The organism is Micromonospora fulviviridis, from assembly GCF_014648395.1.
Lineage (GTDB): Bacteria > Actinomycetota > Actinomycetes > Mycobacteriales > Micromonosporaceae > Micromonospora > Micromonospora fulviviridis.
Genome location: NZ_BMRA01000001.1, coordinates 548,929 through 565,339 on the forward strand (window position 1 = coordinate 548,929; position 16,411 = coordinate 565,339).

Genomic DNA, 16,411 nt, shown 5'->3' on the forward strand with positions numbered 1-16,411 from the left:
ATCCTCGCCCCGACCGCCCCGGCCCGGCGTACGGACGCGCGGGGTCACCCCTTCGGGTTCAGCACTCGATCACGTTGACGGCGAGGCCGCCCCGCGCCGTCTCCTTGTACTTGATCTTCATGTCGGCCCCGGTCTCCCGCATGGTCTTGATGACCTTGTCCAGCGACACGGCGTGCACCCCGTCGCCGCGCAGCGCCAGCCGGGCCGCGGTGATCGCCTTGATGCTGGCCACCGCGTTCCGCTCGATGCACGGGATCTGCACCAGGCCGCCGACCGGGTCGCAGGTGAGCCCCAGGTTGTGCTCCATGCCGATCTCGGCCGCGTTCTCCACCTGCTCGGGCGTGCCGCCCAGCGCCTCGGCCAGCCCGGCGGCCGCCATCGAGCAGGCCGAGCCGACCTCGCCCTGGCAGCCGACCTCGGCACCGGAGATCGAGGCGTTCTCCTTGAACAGCACCCCGATGGCGCCCGCGGCCAGCAGGAACCGGACCACGCCCTCGTCGGAGGCGCCCGGCACGAACCGGGTGTAGTAGTGCAACACGGCGGGGATGATCCCGGCGGCGCCGTTGGTCGGCGCGGTGACCACCCGCCCGCCGGCCGCGTTCTCCTCGTTGACCGCGAGCGCGAAGAGGGTGACCCAGTCCATGGCGTGCAGCGGGTCGGTGGCGTCGGCCTCCGCCTCCAGGCTGCGGCGCAGCTCGGCGGCCCGGCGGCGCACCTTCAGCCCGCCCGGCAGCACGCCGTCACGGGCGCAGCCGTTCTCGACGCACTCCCGCATCACCCGCCAGATCTCCAGCAGCCCGGCCCGGACGTCCGCCTCGCTGCGCCAGGACAGCTCGTTGGCGAGCATCACCTCGCTGATCGACAGGCCGGTGTCGGTGGTGACCTTGAGCAGCTCCGCCCCGGTGAGGAACGGGTGGCGGACGCGCGTGCTGTCCGGCTTGATCCGGTCCGCCCCGGCGGCCGCCTCGTCGACCACGAACCCGCCGCCGACGGAGTAGTAGGTCCGCGCCCGGACCTGCTCCCCGGCCGCGTCGAAGGCCGCGAACGTCATCCCGTTCGGGTGGTACGGCAGGGAGCGGCGGCGGTGCAGCACCAGGTCCCGGTCCGGGTCGAAGTCGATCTCCTGGCTGCCGAGCAGGCTGAGCCGCCGCTGCGCGCGGATCCGCTCCACCCGCGGCCCGACCGAGTCGGTGTCGACCGTTTCCGGGGACTCCCCCTCCAGCCCGAGCAGCACCGCGCGGTCGCTGCCGTGGCCGTGGCCCGTGGCGCCCAGCGAGCCGAACAGCTCGGCCTGCACCCGCGTGACATCGGCGAGCTGGCCGTCGGCCTTGAGCCCCGCCACGAACGTCCGCGCGGCGCGCATCGGCCCCACGGTGTGGGAGCTGGACGGCCCGATGCCGACGCTGAAGAGGTCGAAAACACTGATCATCGCTGCACTTCCTCGCCGTCGTCCCCGTTTTGCGGGTCCGGCCCGGTGTGTGCCGCTCCCCGGTGCGGGAGGCGGCGGGCGGCACCCGGGGTGTGGGCGCCCGACCGGCGAGCCTACCCGCCCAGGTCACCCCCTGCCCGCGAGCCGGCACACTCCCGCACGCTCCCCACCCTCCGCGCCACCCGTCTACCCACCGTCACCGCCCCCGCCCCGGGCCGGAGCGGGGCGAGCGTCGGCGGGGGGCCGCCGGGGTAAGCACCTACGGGTGCCCGGGTCGCCGATCCTCCTCGGGGCCGAGGGCGCGGCGCGCAGCCGTTCCTACCGTGGAACCCAGCGCGGCGGATCGCCGCAGAAGTGGGAGTACGACGATGAGTCGCAAACTGGTCCGGACCCGCCAGGGGCGCATGCTCGCCGGCGTCTGCGCCGGCCTGGCCCAGCGGTTCGGCATGTCGGCCGGCATGGTCCGGCTGCTGTTCCTGCTGTCGCTGCTGCTGCCCGGCACCCAGGTGATCGTCTACCTGATCCTCTGGATCCTCATGCCGAACGAGGACCGCTACCTCGCCACCGGCCGCCACTGACCCTCGCCGCCCGCCCCGGGAGCACCGGGGCGGGCGCCGGCGGCGTCAGGACGCCGTGTAGGTGACCGTCACCTTCTGGTAGCCGAGGGAGCGCAGCAACCCCTCCAGCATCTTGCGGGTGTTCTCCTCGGCCCGGGCGGTGAGCCCGCTGTCCCGGGCCGCCGCGGTGATCCGGTCCTCGGCGAGCTGGTAGACCTGCTGCTGCCGGTTGGGGTCGCCGCCGACCAGGTCGTTCAGCCGGTTGATCAGGCCGCGCTGCTCGGCGAAGACGTAGCTCTTGTCCATGTCCAGGTCGGTCTCGCCGAGCTGCGGCGCGGGCAGCTTGATCTCGACGGACTTGCCGTCGTCGGAGACCACCACCGCCCCGTCGGCGATCTTGGCGAAGTCGACGTACGCCTCGATGCGGCCCGCCCCGACGAAGAGCGTGCGCTCGTTGAGCAGGAAGTCCGGCACGTTGCGCCGGTCCTTCTGCACGTCGACCACCACCTGGAAGTTGCCCTCGGCCGCCACGTAGCGGCTCAGGTCGCGGATCGACTTGAGCAGCGGCGGCTGGCTGCGGTCGGTCTGCTCCTTGGCGAACGGGTTGCGGAAGTCCGGGAGCAGGCCGGTCGCCTGCACGCCGAGCAGCACCACCACGGCCAGCGCGGCCGCGCCGAGCACCCAGAGCAGGCCGCGAGCCGGGGCGCCGGGCGACCCCGGGCCACCACGGCCGGGCTCGGGTGGGACGTCCGACCGGGCCCGGAGAGACTCGCCGGTCGGGTATTCCGGGAACTCCCTGGTGGGCTGGTTGATGTCACCGTCGCGGGCCATCGCCCCTCACCGTCCTCGTCAGACACATCGACTGAGAATGACGGTACGGCCACCGTGCGACACTCGCTCGTCGAGCGACCCGATCGGGTGAATCCGCAGGTCAGGCGAAGGCGGAGAGCCCGGTCAGCCGCTGCCCGATGACCAGCTGGTGGATCTCCGAGGTGCCCTCGTAGGTCAGCACGCTCTCCAGGTTGTTGGCGTGCCGCATCACCGGGTACTCACCCGAGACGCCGTTCGCCCCCAGGATGGTCCGGCACTCCCGGGCGATGGCGATGGCTTCCCGGACGTTGTTCAGCTTGCCCACGCTGACCTGGTCCGGGCGCAGCTTCCCGGCGTCGGCGAGCCGGCCCAGGTGCAGCGCCAGCAACAGCCCCTTGTTCCACTCGACCGCCATGTCGGCGAGCTTGGCCTGGGTGAGCTGGAAGCCGGCCAGCGGCCGGCCGAACTGGGTCCGGGTGGTCGCGTAGGACAGCGCCGTCTCCAGGCAGTCCCGGGCCGCGCCGAGCGCGCCCCAGACGATGCCGTGCCGGGCCTCGGTGAGGCAGCTCAGCGGCGCCTTGAGCCCGATCGCCTCGGGCAGCCGGGCGTCCGCCGGCAGCCGCACGTCGTCGAGGGCGATCTCCCCGGTCAGCGACGCGCGCAGCGACATCTTGTGGCGGATCTCCCGCGCCGTCACCCCCGGCGTGTCCATGGGTACGGCGAAGCCGCGCACGCCCTCGTCGGTTCGCGCCCAGATCACCCCGACGTCGGCGATCGGCGCGTTGGTGATCCACAGCTTGCTGCCGCTGAGGATCCAGTCGTCGCCGTCGCGGCGGGCACGGGTGGCCATCGAGGCCGGGTCGGAGCCGTGGTCCGGCTCGGTCAGCCCGAAGCAGCCGATCGCCTCGCCGGCCGCCATGGCGGGCAGCCAGCGCTGCTTCTGCTCCTCGCTGCCGTAGCGCCAGATGGCGTACATGGCCAGCGAACCCTGCACCGAGACCAGCGAGCGGATGCCGGAGTCGCCGGCCTCCAGCTCCAGGCAGGCCAGCCCGTACGCGACGGCCGACGCCCCGGCGCAGCCGTAGCCGGTCAGGTGCATGCCGAGCAGGCCGAGCTTGCCGAACTCGCGGGCCAGCTCGCGGGCCGGGACGTGGCCGTCCTCGTACCAGCCGGCGACGTGCGGGCGTACCCGGTCGTCGACCAGCTGGCGCACGACGGCGCGGATCTGCCGCTCCTCCTCGCCCAGCGACGCGTCGATGTCCAGCAGGTCGAGAGGGGTCATGGCGTCACCTTAACGAAGACTCAGGGGCGCGTCACTCGGCCTGACCGCTGAGCACCAGCACCCGGGCGTGGATCTGGTTGCGCTGCTGGAGCGCCGCGCGCAGCGCCCGGTGCAGGCCGTCCTCCAGGTAGAGGCCGCCGTTCCACTGCACCACGTGCGGGAAGAGGTCGCCGTAGAAGGTGGAGTCCTCGGCGAGGAGCTTGTCCAGCGCCAGCTCCCGCTTGGTGGTGATGAGCTGGTCCAGCCGCAGCGGGCGCGGCGGGATCTCGGCCCACTGCTTGAGCGTGAGGTTGTGCTCCGGGTAGGGACGCCCGTCCCGGACCGCCCTGAAGATCACGGCACGCTCCCCTCCCCCCGGCCGGCCTGAAGATGTCGGTGCCAGCCTAGCCGCACCCGCCACACCGCGTTTTACTCCCTCATGTCGGTTTCGCTACCGCCGATACCCAGGCCGGACGCGCTGAACCAGCCTCAATTCCAGCGACCTCGCCGGACCACCTCGTCCACCGGCCGGCGGCCGCGGCGCAGCGACGGCGACCGGTGGTCGGGTGCCCGGTAACCTACCGTGATCGCGCCGATCGGGTGGTACTCCGCCGGCACGCCGAACGCCTCCCGGTACGCCCCGAGCCGCTGCGGCGGGATGCCGAAGAAGCACGCGCCCAGCCCCTCGTCCACGGCGGTGAGCAGCATCAGCAGGGCGGCGAAGCCGGTGTCGACGTACCAGTAGGGCACCGGCCAGCGGTCCTCGGAACGGTCCGCCCAGCCCTTGTCCGGCTCGGCGTAGCGGTCGAGGTAGGCGGAGCGGTTGGCGTGCGGCACCACGATGAGCGGGGCCTTGCGCATCCCGGCCAGCCAGCGTTCCCGGCCGCCGCCGCCCGGGCTGGCCGCCGCCCAGAACCGGTCCCGGTCCGCCGGCTCCTCCAGCACCAGGAAGCCCCAGCCCTGGGCGAACCCGGCCGACGGTGCCCGGACGGCGTGGTCCAGCAGCCGGTCCACCACCTCGGGCGGGACCGGGCGGTCCTGGTCGTAGTTGCGGACCATCCGGCGCCGCCGGACGACCTCGGCGAACTCCATGCTCAGGCCCCGGGCCGGATGCCCCAGGCGCCCCGCCAGGTCTGCCCGGGGGCCAGCGTGATCAGGTCCTTGCCGGAGCGGAACGCGTCCGCCGGGCAGGTCATCGGCTCGACCGCCACCGAACGCCGGTGCCGCTCCCCGGTGAGGGTGTCCCCGGTGAAGACCTGCCACCAGCCGAACTCGCCGTCCGCCCAGATGTGCACCGCGGCCGAGCCGTCCGGGGCGGCCAGGGTCACCGACGAGCCGCCGTCGGCGTCCCGGGCCACGTCGCCGAAGGCCAGGTCGAGCACCGCGTCGCCGATCGGGCGGGGGGCCGTGTAGTCGTACTCGGTGCCGGCCACCTCGGTCGCGGCCACCGGCAGCAGCCGGCTGTCCAGCAGCACCCGGGTGCGCCCCGGCACCCGCAGCGACAGCTCCTCCACGCCGACCTTGGGCAGTTGCAGGTAGGGGTGCACGGAGAAGCCGAACGGCGCCGGCTCGCCGGACAGGTTGGTCACCTCGTGCTCGGCGCGCAGGCCGCCCGCCCCGACGCTCCACCGGCTCCGCAGCCGCAGCGCCCACGGGTAGCCGGGGCTGGGCGGCAGCTCGTAGCCGAGCGTCACGCTCTCCGGCGACTGCTCGACGAGTTCCCACCGCACCCAGTTGACCAGGCCGTGGATGGCGTTGTGCCGGGCCGGCTCGGTCAGGTCGAGCTGCAACGACCGGTCGCCGAAGGTGTAGGCGCCGTCCCGGATCCGGTTCGGCCAGGGGGCCAGCACGTGACCGGCCGAACCGGGGCAGAGCTCGTCCGCCTCGTACCCGTCGAGGTAGTCGATCCCGTCGTGCCGGTAGGTCCGCAGGCCCCCGCCGACCTCGACCACGACGGCCTCGTGGCCGTCGGCAGCAATGGTCCACTGTGTCCCGGACGGGGACGGGCGCGCGTCGGTCTCCATGCCGGCGACCTTAGCCCGTCGTTCCCACCCGACGCGGGGCCAGCCCGGCGGCGTCCCAGCGTGCGGCCGGTTCCGGGCCCGGGGGCCGCGGTTCGCCGCCCCGGGCCACCGGTCAGTTCCGACCGCCGGCCCCGGCGGCGGTCCGCCCCGGGCCCACCCTCAGTTCCGGTCACCGGACTGGGCGGCGGCGCGGTAGCGGAGCAGCGCCGGGAAGACCGCGACCAGCGCGACCGCGAGGACGGCGGAGGCCAGGCCACCGGCGACCATGGCGGCCCCGGTGCCGAACCCCGCGGCCATCGCGCCCGCGCGCAGGTCGCCGAGGCGGGGGCCACCGGCGACCACCACCGTGTTGACGCCCTGGAGCCGGCCGCGCATCCGGTCCGGCGCGTAGACCAGCAGCATCGACTGCCGCAGGGTCGCGCTGACCAGGTCGGCGGCGCCGGCCAGGCCGAGCAGCGCCACCACCAGCCAGAGCTGGCGGGCCAGCCCGGCCGCGGCGATCGCCACGCCCCAGCCGACCACGGCTACCACCAGCGCGAGCCCCTGCCGACGCACCCGGCCGATCCAGCCGGAGGTGAGGCCGCCCAGCATCGCGCCGATGGCGATGGCGCTGTAGAGCCAGCCGACCGCGGCCCCGCCGCCGAACCGCGCGTGCGCCAGTTCGGGGAAGAGCGCCCGGGGCATGGCCAGGATCATGGCGATCAGGTCGATGGCGAAGGAGAGCAGCAGCACCGGCGTGGTGGCCAGGTAGCGGAGCCCGTCGACGATGCTGGCCAGCCCCGCCTTGCGCGGCGTCCCGTCGCTGTCCGGGTCCGGCTCGGGCGGCATCGCGGGCAGCCGCAGGGTGGCCCAGAGCGACACGGTGAAGAGCAGCGCGTCCACCCCGTACGCGACGGGCAGCCCGACGTCGGTGCGCCAGGTGGCGAAGATCAGGCCGGCGGCCAGCGGCCCGAAGACCGAGGTCGCCGTGAACGTGGTGAAGTTCAGCGTGCTGGCCGCCGGCACGAGGTCGGTCGGCACCAGGCGGGGCAGGATCGCGCTGCGGGTCGGCGAGGTGACCGCGAACGCGATCGACTGCACCGCGACCAGGGCGAGCAGCAGCATCGGGCTGCCCACCCGCAGCAGCGACTGGAGCAGCAGCGCCAGGGTCGACGCCCAGAGCAGGCCGCCGCCGGCCAGCAGCACCCGCCGCCGGTCCCGGGCGTCGGCGACCGCACCGCCCCAGAGCCCGAAGACGAGCAGCGGCAGGAAGCCGGCGATGCCGAGCAGGCCGACCCAGAACGAGCCGCCGGTCAGGTCGAACATCTCCACCGGCACCGCCACGGCGGTGAACTGGAAACCGAACATGGCCACCGCGTTGCCGAGCCACACCCGGCGGTACGCGGGCACGCCCAGCGGGCGCAGGTCGATCGCCCAGCGGCGCGCTCCGCGCGGCCGGGCCTCCTTGATCCCCGTCACGGTGCCAGCCGCTCGGTGACCCAGGTCCCGCCCTCGGTACGCCGGAACCGCAGCCGGTCGTGCAGCCGGCTGGCCCGGCCCTGCCAGAACTCCACCGTCTCCGGGCGCACCCGGAACCCGCCCCAGTGCGGCGGCGCGGGGATCTCGTCCACGTCGGCGAAGCGCTCGGCCGCCGCCCGGTACGCGGCGTCCAGCGCCGCCCGGTCCGGAACCACCGCCGACTGGGTGCTGGCCCAGGCGCCGAGCTGGGAGCCGCGCGGCCGGGCGGCGAAGTACGCCTCCGTCTCGGCCCGGTCGACCCGCGTCACCCGCCCGGTGACCGTCACCTGCCGGTGCATCGGGAACCAGGGGAAGACCAGGCTGGCCCACGGGTTGGCGGTCGCCTCGCCGCTCTTGCGGGAGCCGTAGTTGGTGTAGAAGACGAAGCCGTCCGGGTCGTAGCCCTTGAGCAGCACGGTGCGGCCGCTCGGCCGCCCCTGCGCGTCGGCGGTCCCGACCACCATGGCGTTCGGCTCGGGCAGCGGATGAGCCACCGCGTCGGCGAACCAGCGGGCGAACTGGGTGTGCCAGTCCGGCGCGAGATCCGATTCGGAAAGGCCCAGGTCGGCGGCGTACTCGTTACGCATACCGGCCGGGGCAGGTGTGTCGCCCGTCACTCTCGTCGTCCCTCTCCCGGGGATGCCGGCGTCCCCCGACGCTGGCCAGGCCCCACCACCCAGTCTTCTCCAGCCGGTGAGCTTGTCCACCGGCGGGGATGTCATGTGGCGCACAGTCGTCGCGGGTCGCGCATCCGGTTACCGAGCAGGCAAGATGTTCCGAACACACCCCTGAGGGTCGCCTAAGCCGTGGGCCCGATGAGCCCGCGCGGCCACCATCACCGCCGGAAGCCAGGAGACGACATGGCCGACTTCAAACCGGGCCTGGAGGGCGTCGTAGCCTTCGAGACCGAGATCGCCGAACCGGACCGCGAGGGTGGTGCGCTGCGCTATCGCGGCGTGGACATCGAGGATCTGATCGGTCAGGTCTCGTTCGGCAACGTCTGGGCGCTGCTGGTCGACGGGCGCTTCGGCCCGGGCCTGCCGCCGGCGGAGCCGTTCCCGGTGCCGGTGCACTCCGGCGACATCCGCGTCGACGTGCAGTCCGCGGTCGCCATGCTCGCCCCGTACTGGGGGCTCAGCCAGCTCCTCGACATCTCCGACGAGCAGGCCCGCGAGGACCTGGCCCGGGTGTCGGTCACCGCCCTCTCCTTCGTCGCCCAGTCCGCCCGCGGCCTCGGCCTGCCGGCCGTGCCGCAGAAGGAGATCGACAAGGCGGAGACCATCGTCGAGCGGTTCATGAAGCGCTGGCGGGGTGAGCCGGACCCGCGGCACGTCAAGGCCGTCGACGCCTACTTCATCTCGGCCGCCGAGCACGGCCTGAACGCCTCCACCTTCACCACCCGGATCGTCGCCTCCACCGGCGCCGACGCCGCGGCCTGCATCTCCTCCGGCATCGGCGCGCTGTCCGGCCCGCTGCACGGCGGCGCGCCGTCCCGGGTGCTCAGCATGCTGGAGGCCGTCGAGCGCAGCGGCGACGCCGAGGGCTACGTCAAGGGCGTCCTCGACCGGGGCGAGCGGCTCATGGGCTTCGGCCACCGGGTCTACCGGGCCGAGGACCCGCGCGCCCGCGTGCTCCGCCGCACCGCCAAGGAGCTGGGCGCGCCGCGCTTCGAGATCGCCGAGGCGCTGGAGAAGGCCGCCCTGGCCGAGCTCCAGGCCCGCCGCCCGGACCGGGTGCTCGCCACCAACGTCGAGTTCTGGTCGGCCGTGGTGCTGGACTTCGCCGAGGTGCCGGCGCACATGTTCACCTCGATGTTCACCTGTGCCCGGATGGGCGGTTGGTCCGCGCACATCCTGGAGCAGAAGAAGCTCCAGCGGCTGGTCCGCCCGTCGGCCCGCTACGTCGGCCCGGGCAGCCGGAAGCCGCAGGAGGTCGAGGGCTGGGACGCCATCCCGCACGGCGTCTGATCCTCCCCGCGTACCCCGTCCAGGGCCCGGTCCGTCGCGGACCGGGCCCTGGCGCGTTGTGGCGCATCCCTCAGCCCCGGGAGTGGGACCAGCCGTCGGAGCGGGTGGCCCGGGTGCGAGGATGAAGGCCGGCAGTGCCGCCGGACCGGGCTCGGACCCGGCTCCGCCGCGCGCCCGCGCGTGGCCGCCGTCGCTCCGCGCCCGCTGAAAGGGCCCGCCCTCGCCCATGCGGAAGGATCGAGACAACCGTGGCTGACGCACCGACCATCCGGATTCCCGACGACATCAGGCCCGCCGACGGACGCTTCGGCTGCGGGCCGTCCAAGGTCCGTCCGGCGGCGGTCTCCGCGCTCGCCGGGGTCGCCACCAGCTACCTGGGCACCTCGCACCGGCAGAAGACGGTCCGCGACCAGGTGGCCCGGCTGCGCCAGGGCATCGCCGAGTTCTTCTCCCTCCCCGAGGGCTACGAGGTGGTGCTCGGCAACGGCGGCACCACCGCCTTCTGGGAGGTCGCCACCTTCGGCCTGGTCCGCGACCGGGCCCAGTTCGCCAGCTTCGGCGAGTTCGGCGCCAAGTTCGCCAAGTCGGTCAAGGACGCGCCGTTCCTGGGCGAGCCGACCGTGCGCAAGTCCGAGGCGGGCAGCGCGCCGACCCTGGTCGCCGAGGCGGGCGTGGACGTCTACGCCACCCCGCACAACGAGACCTCCACCGGCGTGGCGGTGCCGATCAGCCGGGTGCCGGGCGCCGACGAGGGCTCGCTGCTGCTGGTCGACGCCACCTCCGGCGCCGGCGGCCTGGAGGTCAACGTCGGCGAGACCGACGTCTACTACTTCGCGCCGCAGAAGTGCTTCGGCTCCGACGGCGGCCTCTGGCTGGCCCTCATGTCGCCGGCCGCGCTCGCCCGGGCCACCGAGATCAAGGAGTCGGGCCGCTACATCCCGGCCTTCCTCGACCTGGTCACCGCGATCGACAACTCCCGGCTGGAGCAGACCTACAACACGCCCGCCCTGGCCACCATCTTCCTGGCCGCCGAGCAGACCGACTGGATGAACTCGCAGGGTGGGCTGGCCTGGGCGGCCAAGCGCACCGCCGAGAGCGCCGGCATCGTCTACGGCTGGGCGGAGCGCTCGTCGTTCGCCACCCCGTTCGTGACCGACCCGGCGCTGCGCTCCAACGTGGTCGCCACCATCGACTTCGCCGACGGGGTGGACGCCACCGCGATCGCCAAGGCGCTGCGCGCCAACGGCATCGTGGACACCGAGCCCTACCGGAAGCTGGGCCGCAACCAGCTCCGCGTCGCGCTCTTCCCGGCGGTCGAGCCGGCCGACGTGGAGGCGCTCACCGCGTCCATCGACTACGTGGTCGAGCGACTCTGACCATCTGGTGACGGTGGGTGGTCGTCGGGGCTCCCGCGACCACCCACCGTGATCATCACCGCAGCTCAGTCGCGACATGCCGTGTGTCGCATCCCCCACCTTCGGGTAGATGAGCGTACGGTGGTCCGAGGACGCCCGGGTGGCCGGCTCGTGGCGTGACGGCCAGCGAAGCGGGACGGAGGCAAGCCCATGCGCCCAGTACGCTTCGTCGCCCTCTCGGAGGACGGCCAGGCTCTGGTGCTCGCCGACGAGGTCGGGCGCCTGCTCGCCCTGCCCATCGACGAGCGCATCGCGTCGGCCCTGCACGCCGAGCCGGGCGCGACGCCCCTCGCGGTCGTGCCGTCCGCCGCCGACCCCACGCCGTCGCTCTCCCCGCGGGACATCCAGGCCCGGATCCGTTCCGGCGAGTCCGCCGAGGACGTCGCCCGGATCGCCGGCGTGCCGGTCGACCGGGTGCTGCGCTACGCCGGCCCGGTGCTCCAGGAGCGGGCCATGCTCGCCCAGCACGCCCGGCGCACCCGGCTCAAGGGCGCCGAGAAGCCGACCCCGCTGGCCGAGGTCGTCAACGGCCGGCTGGCCCAGCACGGGATCGACACCGAGAAGATCTCCTGGGATGCCTACCGGCGCGACGACGGCACCTGGCGGATCATCGCCACCTGGCCGTCCGGCAAGGCCACCGCGCAGGCGGTCTGGGATCTCGACAAGCTCCGGCAGAACGTCACCCCGCACGACGACATGGCGCAGTACCTGTGCGCCGAGCGGCCCACGCCGATCCTCGGCCAGGAGCCGGCGCCGGAGCGGGGCGGCCACGCGCTGCCCGGCCCGTCGCGCGGCGAGCCGAGCCGGGGCGGGCACGGCCTGCCGTCGCCCGCCGAGCACGCCCGTCCGGGGCGGGACCCGATCCGCGCCGGCCGCGACGCGCTGCTCGCCTCGCTGGACCGACCGCTCGGCGGCACCTCCGGCCGCGGTCTGGACACCCGGTCCCCGGCCGCGCTGGCCGGGTCCGACGCACCCCGCCAGCGGGCGGTCACCGGGGGCGCGGCCGCGCTGCTCGGCGGCGGCCAGGGCTCCGCGTTCGACGACGACTCGGACGCGCCGAAGGAGATCCCGGCCGTGCCGTCGCTGGCCGTGCTCCGGCCGCGGCGCACCGGCACCGGGTCGGCGACCGGCGGCAGCGGCACCGAGTCCACCGAGGCCGGTGGCAAGCCCCGCAAGCGGCTGCCGAGCTGGGACGACGTCCTCTTCGGCAGCGGCCCGGCGGCCCGCGAGTCCTCCTGACCTTTCGGGAGTTGTCGTAAGGCACTCTAAGTGCCCGCGTGCCAGGGTGGACCCATGGAGTACACGAACCTGGGACGCACCGGTCTGTCGGTGAGCCGGCTCTGCCTCGGCACCATGAACTTCGGTCCGCAGACGACCGAGCCGGACAGCTTCGCCATCATGGACCGGGCACTGGAACACGGGATCAACTTCTTCGACACCGCGAACGTCTACGGCTGGAAGCTCGGTGAGGGCGTCACCGAGCAGATCATCGGCCGCTGGCTCGCCCAGGGCGGCGGGCGCCGGGACAAGGTCGTCCTGGCCACCAAGGTCTACGGCAAGATGGGCGAGTGGCCCAACGAGCAGGGCCTGAGCGCCCGGCACATCATCCGGGCCTGCGAGGACTCGCTGCGCCGGCTGCAGACCGACACCATCGACCTCTACCAGATGCACCACATCTCGCGGACCACGCCGTGGGAGGAGATCTGGCAGGCCATGGAGACCCTGGTCGCCCAGGGCAAGGTCCTCTACGTCGGTTCGTCCAACTTCGCCGGCTGGCACATCGCGCAGGCGCAGGCCGCGGCGGGCCGCCGCAACTTCCTGGGCCTCGTCTCCGAGCAGTGCATCTACAACCTCATGACCCGGCACGTCGAGCTTGAGGTGGTCCCGGCCGCGCAGCACTACGGGCTGGGCATCATCCCCTGGTCGCCGCTGCACGGCGGGCTGCTCTCCGGGGTCATCCGGAAAATGGCCGAGGGCGGCGCGGCCCGCGGTGCCTCCGGCCGGTCGGCCGACGCGCTCGCCGAGCACCGGTCCACCATCGAGGCGTACGAGAAGCTCTGCGCCGACCTCGGCCACGACCCGGCCGACGTGGCGCTGGCCTGGCTCCTCTCCCGCCCGGGCGTGACGGCCCCGATCGTCGGCCCACGCACCATGGACCAGCTCGACCGCAACCTGGGCGCCCTGTCCGTGAACCTCGACGAGCAGACGCTGGAGAAGCTGGACGAGCTGTTCCCCCCGATCGGCAACGGCGGCCCGGGTCCGGAGGCCTGGGCCTGGTGACCCGCTGACCGGGTTGGCCGGGCTGTTCCGGTCAACCCGGTCGGTTCGTCACACGGGCCAGGCGGCGAGGCGGTCGTAGGTGGGGTGGGGGCCCGGGTGGCTGCGGACCAGGACCAGTTCGTTCGCGCTCCACTCCGGGCCCAGGTAGTCGTGCAGGGTTTCGCGGTCGGCCAGCACGTCGGCGCGGTCGATCCGGTCGCCGGGGCGGGCGATGGTCAGGTGGGCCCGGAACGGCTTCTCGTCGTGCGGCAGCCGGGCCCGGCGCAGGCCGGACCGGATCAGTCGGGCAAGCACGGCGAGCGCGTCGACCTCGCCGCATACGTCCACCCAGAGCACGGTGAACCGGCCGCGCCCGAAGCTGCCCCCGCCGCCGAGCCGCAGCCTCGGTGAGCTGGCCCGGGCGTCGCGGAACGTCTGCGCGGCGAGGCCGAGCGCGCTCTCCACGTCGACAAGCCGGTCGTCGGGCACGTCGCCGAGGAACGCCAGGGTGAGGTGGGCGTTGGCGGGGTCGGCCAGCCGGACGTTGGTGCCGGCCGCGGAGGCGGCGCCCGTGCGCAGCCGGGCCACCTGGGCGCCCAGGTCGTCGACCACCGGTTTCGGCGGGTAGACCGCGACGAAGAGCCGCACCGGTCAGCGGTGCCGCTGGTGGTGGCCGGGGCGGGCGGCGGGCAGGGTCAGCCCGGCGGCATGCAGGAGGCCCTCGACGCGGACCCGTTCGATCTCCCGGTCGACGCCGTCGAGTTCGGTCAGGTGCTCGGCGATGCCCAGCGCCCCGCAGGCGGCCCGCAGCCGCTCGTCGTACGCGTCGATGACCGCGCCGTGCCAGACCACCGAGCGGTCGCTGGCGGCGAGCCGGTGGCCGCCGAGGCGGCGCAGGTCGGTGGCGAGCTGTTCCAGCGGGCGGCGACCCGTCCGGTCGAGCTCGGTGAGGTCGATGTCCCGGGTGAGCGACTCGGCCTCGATGGCCCGGTCCAGCCGGGCGATGGTGCGGCGTTCCCGGCGCTGCTCGCGCCACTCGGCCCACCCGCAGGCCACCCGGTCGAGGATCTCGTCGGCGCAGAAGACCAGCGCGAACAGGGCCGGCAGGCAGCAGACAGCGAGGATCGCGAGCATCAACAGAAGTCCCCGCCCCACTCCCACGTATCGACGCTAAGCCCCGCCGTCCCCGCACGCCACCCGATTGGCGAGATCCGGACGCGAATGAATGAGGAAGGACCGGTTCCCACAAGGGGGAACCGGTCCTTCCGGTGGTCGACGGGTCACTCCGCCCCAGGCGATACCACGTAGAAGCGCGGCATGGGCAGCACCCGCATCCGCAGCCGGGCGCCGGAGCGGCGTAGCTGCCAGGTGAGCGCCAGCAGCGCGGCGGCCAGCGAGATCAGGCCACCGATCCAGATGCTCGCGCCGGCGCCGAAGGTCTCGGCCACCCAGCCGATGATCGGCGCGCCGACCGGGTTGGTGCCGAGGAAGACGAGCACCCAGAGCGCCATGACCCGGCCCCGGAAGGCGGCGTCGACGCCGAGCTGGACCCGCTGGTTGGCGGCCTGGGCGAAGAACACCATGAAGAACCCGGTGGGCAGCAGCAGCGTGACCACCAGCCAGTACGCCGGGGCGAGCCCGACCAGGGTGCCGAAGGTGGCGCAGCCGACCGCCGCGCCGAGCACCAGCCAGACCGAGGGCCGGCTGCGCCGCCCGGTGCCGGCGAGGGCGCCGACCAGCGCGCCGACCGCCAGCGCGGTGCTGAACAGGCCGAACGAGGCGGCGCCGGTGTTGAACACGGTCTTGGCCAGCGCGGCGAGGGTGAGCTGGAAGTTGAACAGGCTCATCCCGATCACCGACATGACGACCATCGGCAGCAGGAGGTCGGGGCGGCGCGCGACGTACCGGAGGCCGTCCACCACCTTGGCCTGGTCACGCTCGCCGGCCGGCGGCAGGTCCTTTCGGTGCAGCTCCGCGGCGCGCATCCGGACCACGTTGACCAGCGGGGCGATCGAGCTGAGCGCGCTGAACATGAAGACCGGGCCGACGTCGAAGGCGGCGATGGCCAGGCCGGCGACGGCGGGGCCGACGATCCGGGCCGAGTTGAAGGTGGCCGCGTTGAGGGAGAGCGCGTTCGGCAGCAGCGGCATGCCGACCAGTTCGGAGACGAACGCCTGCCGGACCGGGGTCTCCACCGCGTTGGCGACGCCGAGCAGGGCGGCGAACGCGAAGACGTGCCAGAGCTGCACCAGACCGGTGATCACCAGGACGCTCATCACCAGCGCCAGCACGGTCCAGAACGCGTTGGCGACGAAGAGCAGCATCCGCTTGTCGTAGCGGTCGGCGAGGCGGCCGGAGAGCAGGGTCAGCAGGAGGACGGGGGTGAACTGCAACGCGGTGACCACGCCGAGCGCGGTCGCGGAGTTGTCGCTGAGCTCGAGGACGAGCCAGTCCTGGGCGATGAACATCATCCAGACGCCGATCAACTTGATCAGCTGTCCGCTGGCGAAGAGTCGGTAGTTACGGACTCGTAGGGACTGGAACATCGTGCTCAGCCTGGCCTGCACTCTAGGTGCGCCTCCTCGCGATCAAGTACGCCTCATCCACAACGGACGAAGCGGACCGCGGGACGCGGGTACCCGTTCAGGCGCGAGCGATGCCCTGGAGGATGTCGGCGGCACGTCGCAGCGTGTCGCGTTCCTCCTCGGTCAGCGCGGCCAACCGGCTGGCCAGCCACTCGTTGCGGGCCCGCTCGAACTGGTCGAGCACGGCCCGTCCCCCCTCGGTTGCCGCCAGGATGACCTGCCGTCCGTCGGTCGGATGGGGGGTGCGCTGCACGAGGCCGCGCTCCTCCAGCTTCGCGACGATCTTCGTCATCGTGGGCGGCTGCACCCGCTCGACATCGGCCAGCTCCCGGGGTGTCAGGGCGCCCGCCAGCTTGAGGCTGGTGAGCGCCGAGAGCTGGGTGACCGTGAGGTCGCCGACCGGGCGGGCCTGTCGGACCCGCCGGTTGAGCCGGGTGATCGCATCACGCAGCTGAGGGGCCAGCTGCGCCGGTGGCACGCGTTTCGCCGTCACCGTCCGCTCCGTCACAGTAGTTAGCTTAACTAATGAGCCTGGCTAACGACATGCGATATGACCAGGCTCACCGGAGGTTTGCCCTGCTCGCGGCCGGGGCATCCGATTTGGACG

General features: G+C 73.3%; 17 protein-coding genes. 5 read left to right on the forward strand and 12 right to left on the reverse strand.

Going from position 1 to position 16,411, the window contains the following annotated elements; all coding sequences use genetic code 11:
- Positions 1 to 58: 58 nt before the first annotated feature.
- On the reverse strand, positions 59 to 1,429 hold the full coding sequence (locus tag IEY96_RS02740; RefSeq protein WP_189193198.1) for an L-serine ammonia-lyase: 1,371 nt from the start codon (positions 1,427 to 1,429) through the stop codon (positions 59 to 61).
- A 368-nt stretch (positions 1,430 to 1,797) separates the two neighbouring features.
- Between IEY96_RS02740 and IEY96_RS02745 the strand changes: the two genes are divergently transcribed.
- Complete coding sequence (locus IEY96_RS02745; protein ID WP_189193199.1) at positions 1,798 to 2,007, forward strand: PspC domain-containing protein; 210 nt, start codon at positions 1,798 to 1,800, stop codon at positions 2,005 to 2,007.
- Between the two features lie 45 nt (positions 2,008 to 2,052).
- On the opposite strand, the gene IEY96_RS02750 is transcribed toward IEY96_RS02745, so the two are convergent.
- From IEY96_RS02750 to pdxH, 7 genes are all read right to left on the reverse strand, one after another.
- Entirely contained in the window at positions 2,053 to 2,817 is a 765-nt protein-coding gene (locus IEY96_RS02750) for a DUF4230 domain-containing protein (protein ID WP_189193200.1), read from the reverse strand.
- A 100-nt stretch (positions 2,818 to 2,917) separates the two neighbouring features.
- Complete coding sequence (locus IEY96_RS02755; RefSeq protein ID WP_189193201.1) at positions 2,918 to 4,078, reverse strand: acyl-CoA dehydrogenase family protein; 1,161 nt, start codon at positions 4,076 to 4,078, stop codon at positions 2,918 to 2,920.
- 31 nt (positions 4,079 to 4,109) lie between these two features.
- Positions 4,110 to 4,415 carry a type II toxin-antitoxin system VapB family antitoxin gene (locus IEY96_RS02760; protein ID WP_089011473.1) on the reverse strand — a complete coding sequence of 102 codons (306 nt, stop codon included), beginning with the start codon at positions 4,413 to 4,415 and terminating at the stop codon, positions 4,110 to 4,112.
- A gap of 131 nt (positions 4,416 to 4,546) precedes the next feature.
- Positions 4,547 to 5,149, reverse strand: a complete 603-nt coding sequence (locus IEY96_RS02765) for a nitroreductase family protein (RefSeq protein ID WP_189193202.1) — start codon at positions 5,147 to 5,149, stop codon at positions 4,547 to 4,549.
- 2 nt (positions 5,150 to 5,151) lie between these two features.
- Positions 5,152 to 6,081, reverse strand: coding sequence for an aldose 1-epimerase family protein (locus IEY96_RS02770; protein WP_189193203.1), 930 nt, complete (start codon positions 6,079 to 6,081; stop codon positions 5,152 to 5,154).
- Between the two features lie 159 nt (positions 6,082 to 6,240).
- Entirely contained in the window at positions 6,241 to 7,539 is a 1,299-nt protein-coding gene (locus IEY96_RS02775; protein WP_189193204.1) for an MFS transporter, read from the reverse strand.
- Positions 7,536 to 8,165: a pyridoxamine 5'-phosphate oxidase gene (gene pdxH / locus IEY96_RS02780; RefSeq protein WP_189193205.1), complete on the reverse strand. Its 630-nt coding sequence runs from the start codon at positions 8,163 to 8,165 to the stop codon at positions 7,536 to 7,538. The genes IEY96_RS02775 and pdxH overlap by 4 nt, the downstream gene beginning before the upstream one ends.
- Positions 8,166 to 8,438: 273 nt before the next feature.
- Between pdxH and IEY96_RS02785 the strand changes: the two genes are divergently transcribed.
- The 4 genes from IEY96_RS02785 (at position 8,439) to IEY96_RS02800 (ending at position 13,240) form a co-directional block, all read left to right on the forward strand.
- Entirely contained in the window at positions 8,439 to 9,545 is a 1,107-nt protein-coding gene (locus IEY96_RS02785; RefSeq protein ID WP_091314973.1) for a citrate synthase 2, read from the forward strand.
- Positions 9,546 to 9,793: 248 nt separating this feature from the next.
- Entirely contained in the window at positions 9,794 to 10,921 is a 1,128-nt protein-coding gene (serC, locus tag IEY96_RS02790; protein WP_189193206.1) for a phosphoserine transaminase, read from the forward strand.
- A gap of 189 nt (positions 10,922 to 11,110) precedes the next feature.
- A complete protein-coding gene (gene sepH, locus IEY96_RS02795; protein WP_189193207.1) occupies positions 11,111 to 12,199 on the forward strand; it encodes a septation protein SepH in 1,089 nt (362 codons plus the stop codon).
- Between the two features lie 54 nt (positions 12,200 to 12,253).
- Positions 12,254 to 13,240, forward strand: coding sequence for an aldo/keto reductase (locus IEY96_RS02800; RefSeq protein WP_189193208.1), 987 nt, complete (start codon positions 12,254 to 12,256; stop codon positions 13,238 to 13,240).
- A gap of 48 nt (positions 13,241 to 13,288) precedes the next feature.
- Here the strand turns inward: IEY96_RS02800 and thpR are convergent, their stop codons facing one another.
- The 4 genes from thpR to IEY96_RS02820 all read right to left on the reverse strand — a co-directional run bounded on the left by thpR (position 13,289) and on the right by IEY96_RS02820 (position 16,312).
- A complete protein-coding gene (gene thpR, locus IEY96_RS02805) occupies positions 13,289 to 13,867 on the reverse strand; it encodes an RNA 2',3'-cyclic phosphodiesterase (RefSeq protein ID WP_189193209.1) in 579 nt (192 codons plus the stop codon).
- A 3-nt stretch (positions 13,868 to 13,870) separates the two neighbouring features.
- Complete coding sequence (locus IEY96_RS02810; RefSeq protein WP_189193210.1) at positions 13,871 to 14,380, reverse strand: hypothetical protein; 510 nt, start codon at positions 14,378 to 14,380, stop codon at positions 13,871 to 13,873.
- Positions 14,381 to 14,499: 119 nt separating this feature from the next.
- Positions 14,500 to 15,786 carry an MFS transporter gene (locus tag IEY96_RS02815; RefSeq protein ID WP_189193211.1) on the reverse strand — a complete coding sequence of 429 codons (1,287 nt, stop codon included), beginning with the start codon at positions 15,784 to 15,786 and terminating at the stop codon, positions 14,500 to 14,502.
- Positions 15,787 to 15,862: 76 nt separating this feature from the next.
- A complete protein-coding gene (locus IEY96_RS02820) occupies positions 15,863 to 16,312 on the reverse strand; it encodes a MarR family winged helix-turn-helix transcriptional regulator (protein ID WP_189193212.1) in 450 nt (149 codons plus the stop codon).
- Positions 16,313 to 16,411: the final 99 nt, after the last annotated feature.

What these genes read in the sequence shown, in the direction of transcription:
- IEY96_RS02785 (WP_091314973.1), top strand. Translation starts at nt 8,439, where the DNA reads ATGGCCGACTTCAAACCGGGCCTGGAGGGCGTCGTAGCCTTCGAGACC.
- IEY96_RS02740 (WP_189193198.1), bottom strand. Translation starts at nt 1,429, where the DNA reads ATGATCAGTGTTTTCGACCTCTTCAGCGTCGGCATCGGGCCGTCCAGC.
- IEY96_RS02800 (WP_189193208.1), top strand. Translation starts at nt 12,254, where the DNA reads ATGGAGTACACGAACCTGGGACGCACCGGTCTGTCGGTGAGCCGGCTC.
- IEY96_RS02755 (WP_189193201.1), bottom strand. Translation starts at nt 4,078, where the DNA reads ATGACCCCTCTCGACCTGCTGGACATCGACGCGTCGCTGGGCGAGGAG.
- sepH (WP_189193207.1), top strand. Translation starts at nt 11,111, where the DNA reads ATGCGCCCAGTACGCTTCGTCGCCCTCTCGGAGGACGGCCAGGCTCTG.
- IEY96_RS02765 (WP_189193202.1), bottom strand. Translation starts at nt 5,149, where the DNA reads ATGGAGTTCGCCGAGGTCGTCCGGCGGCGCCGGATGGTCCGCAACTAC.
- pdxH (WP_189193205.1), bottom strand. Translation starts at nt 8,165, where the DNA reads ATGCGTAACGAGTACGCCGCCGACCTGGGCCTTTCCGAATCGGATCTC.
- IEY96_RS02770 (WP_189193203.1), bottom strand. Translation starts at nt 6,081, where the DNA reads ATGGAGACCGACGCGCGCCCGTCCCCGTCCGGGACACAGTGGACCATT.
- IEY96_RS02745 (WP_189193199.1), top strand. Translation starts at nt 1,798, where the DNA reads ATGAGTCGCAAACTGGTCCGGACCCGCCAGGGGCGCATGCTCGCCGGC.
- IEY96_RS02750 (WP_189193200.1), bottom strand. Translation starts at nt 2,817, where the DNA reads ATGGCCCGCGACGGTGACATCAACCAGCCCACCAGGGAGTTCCCGGAA.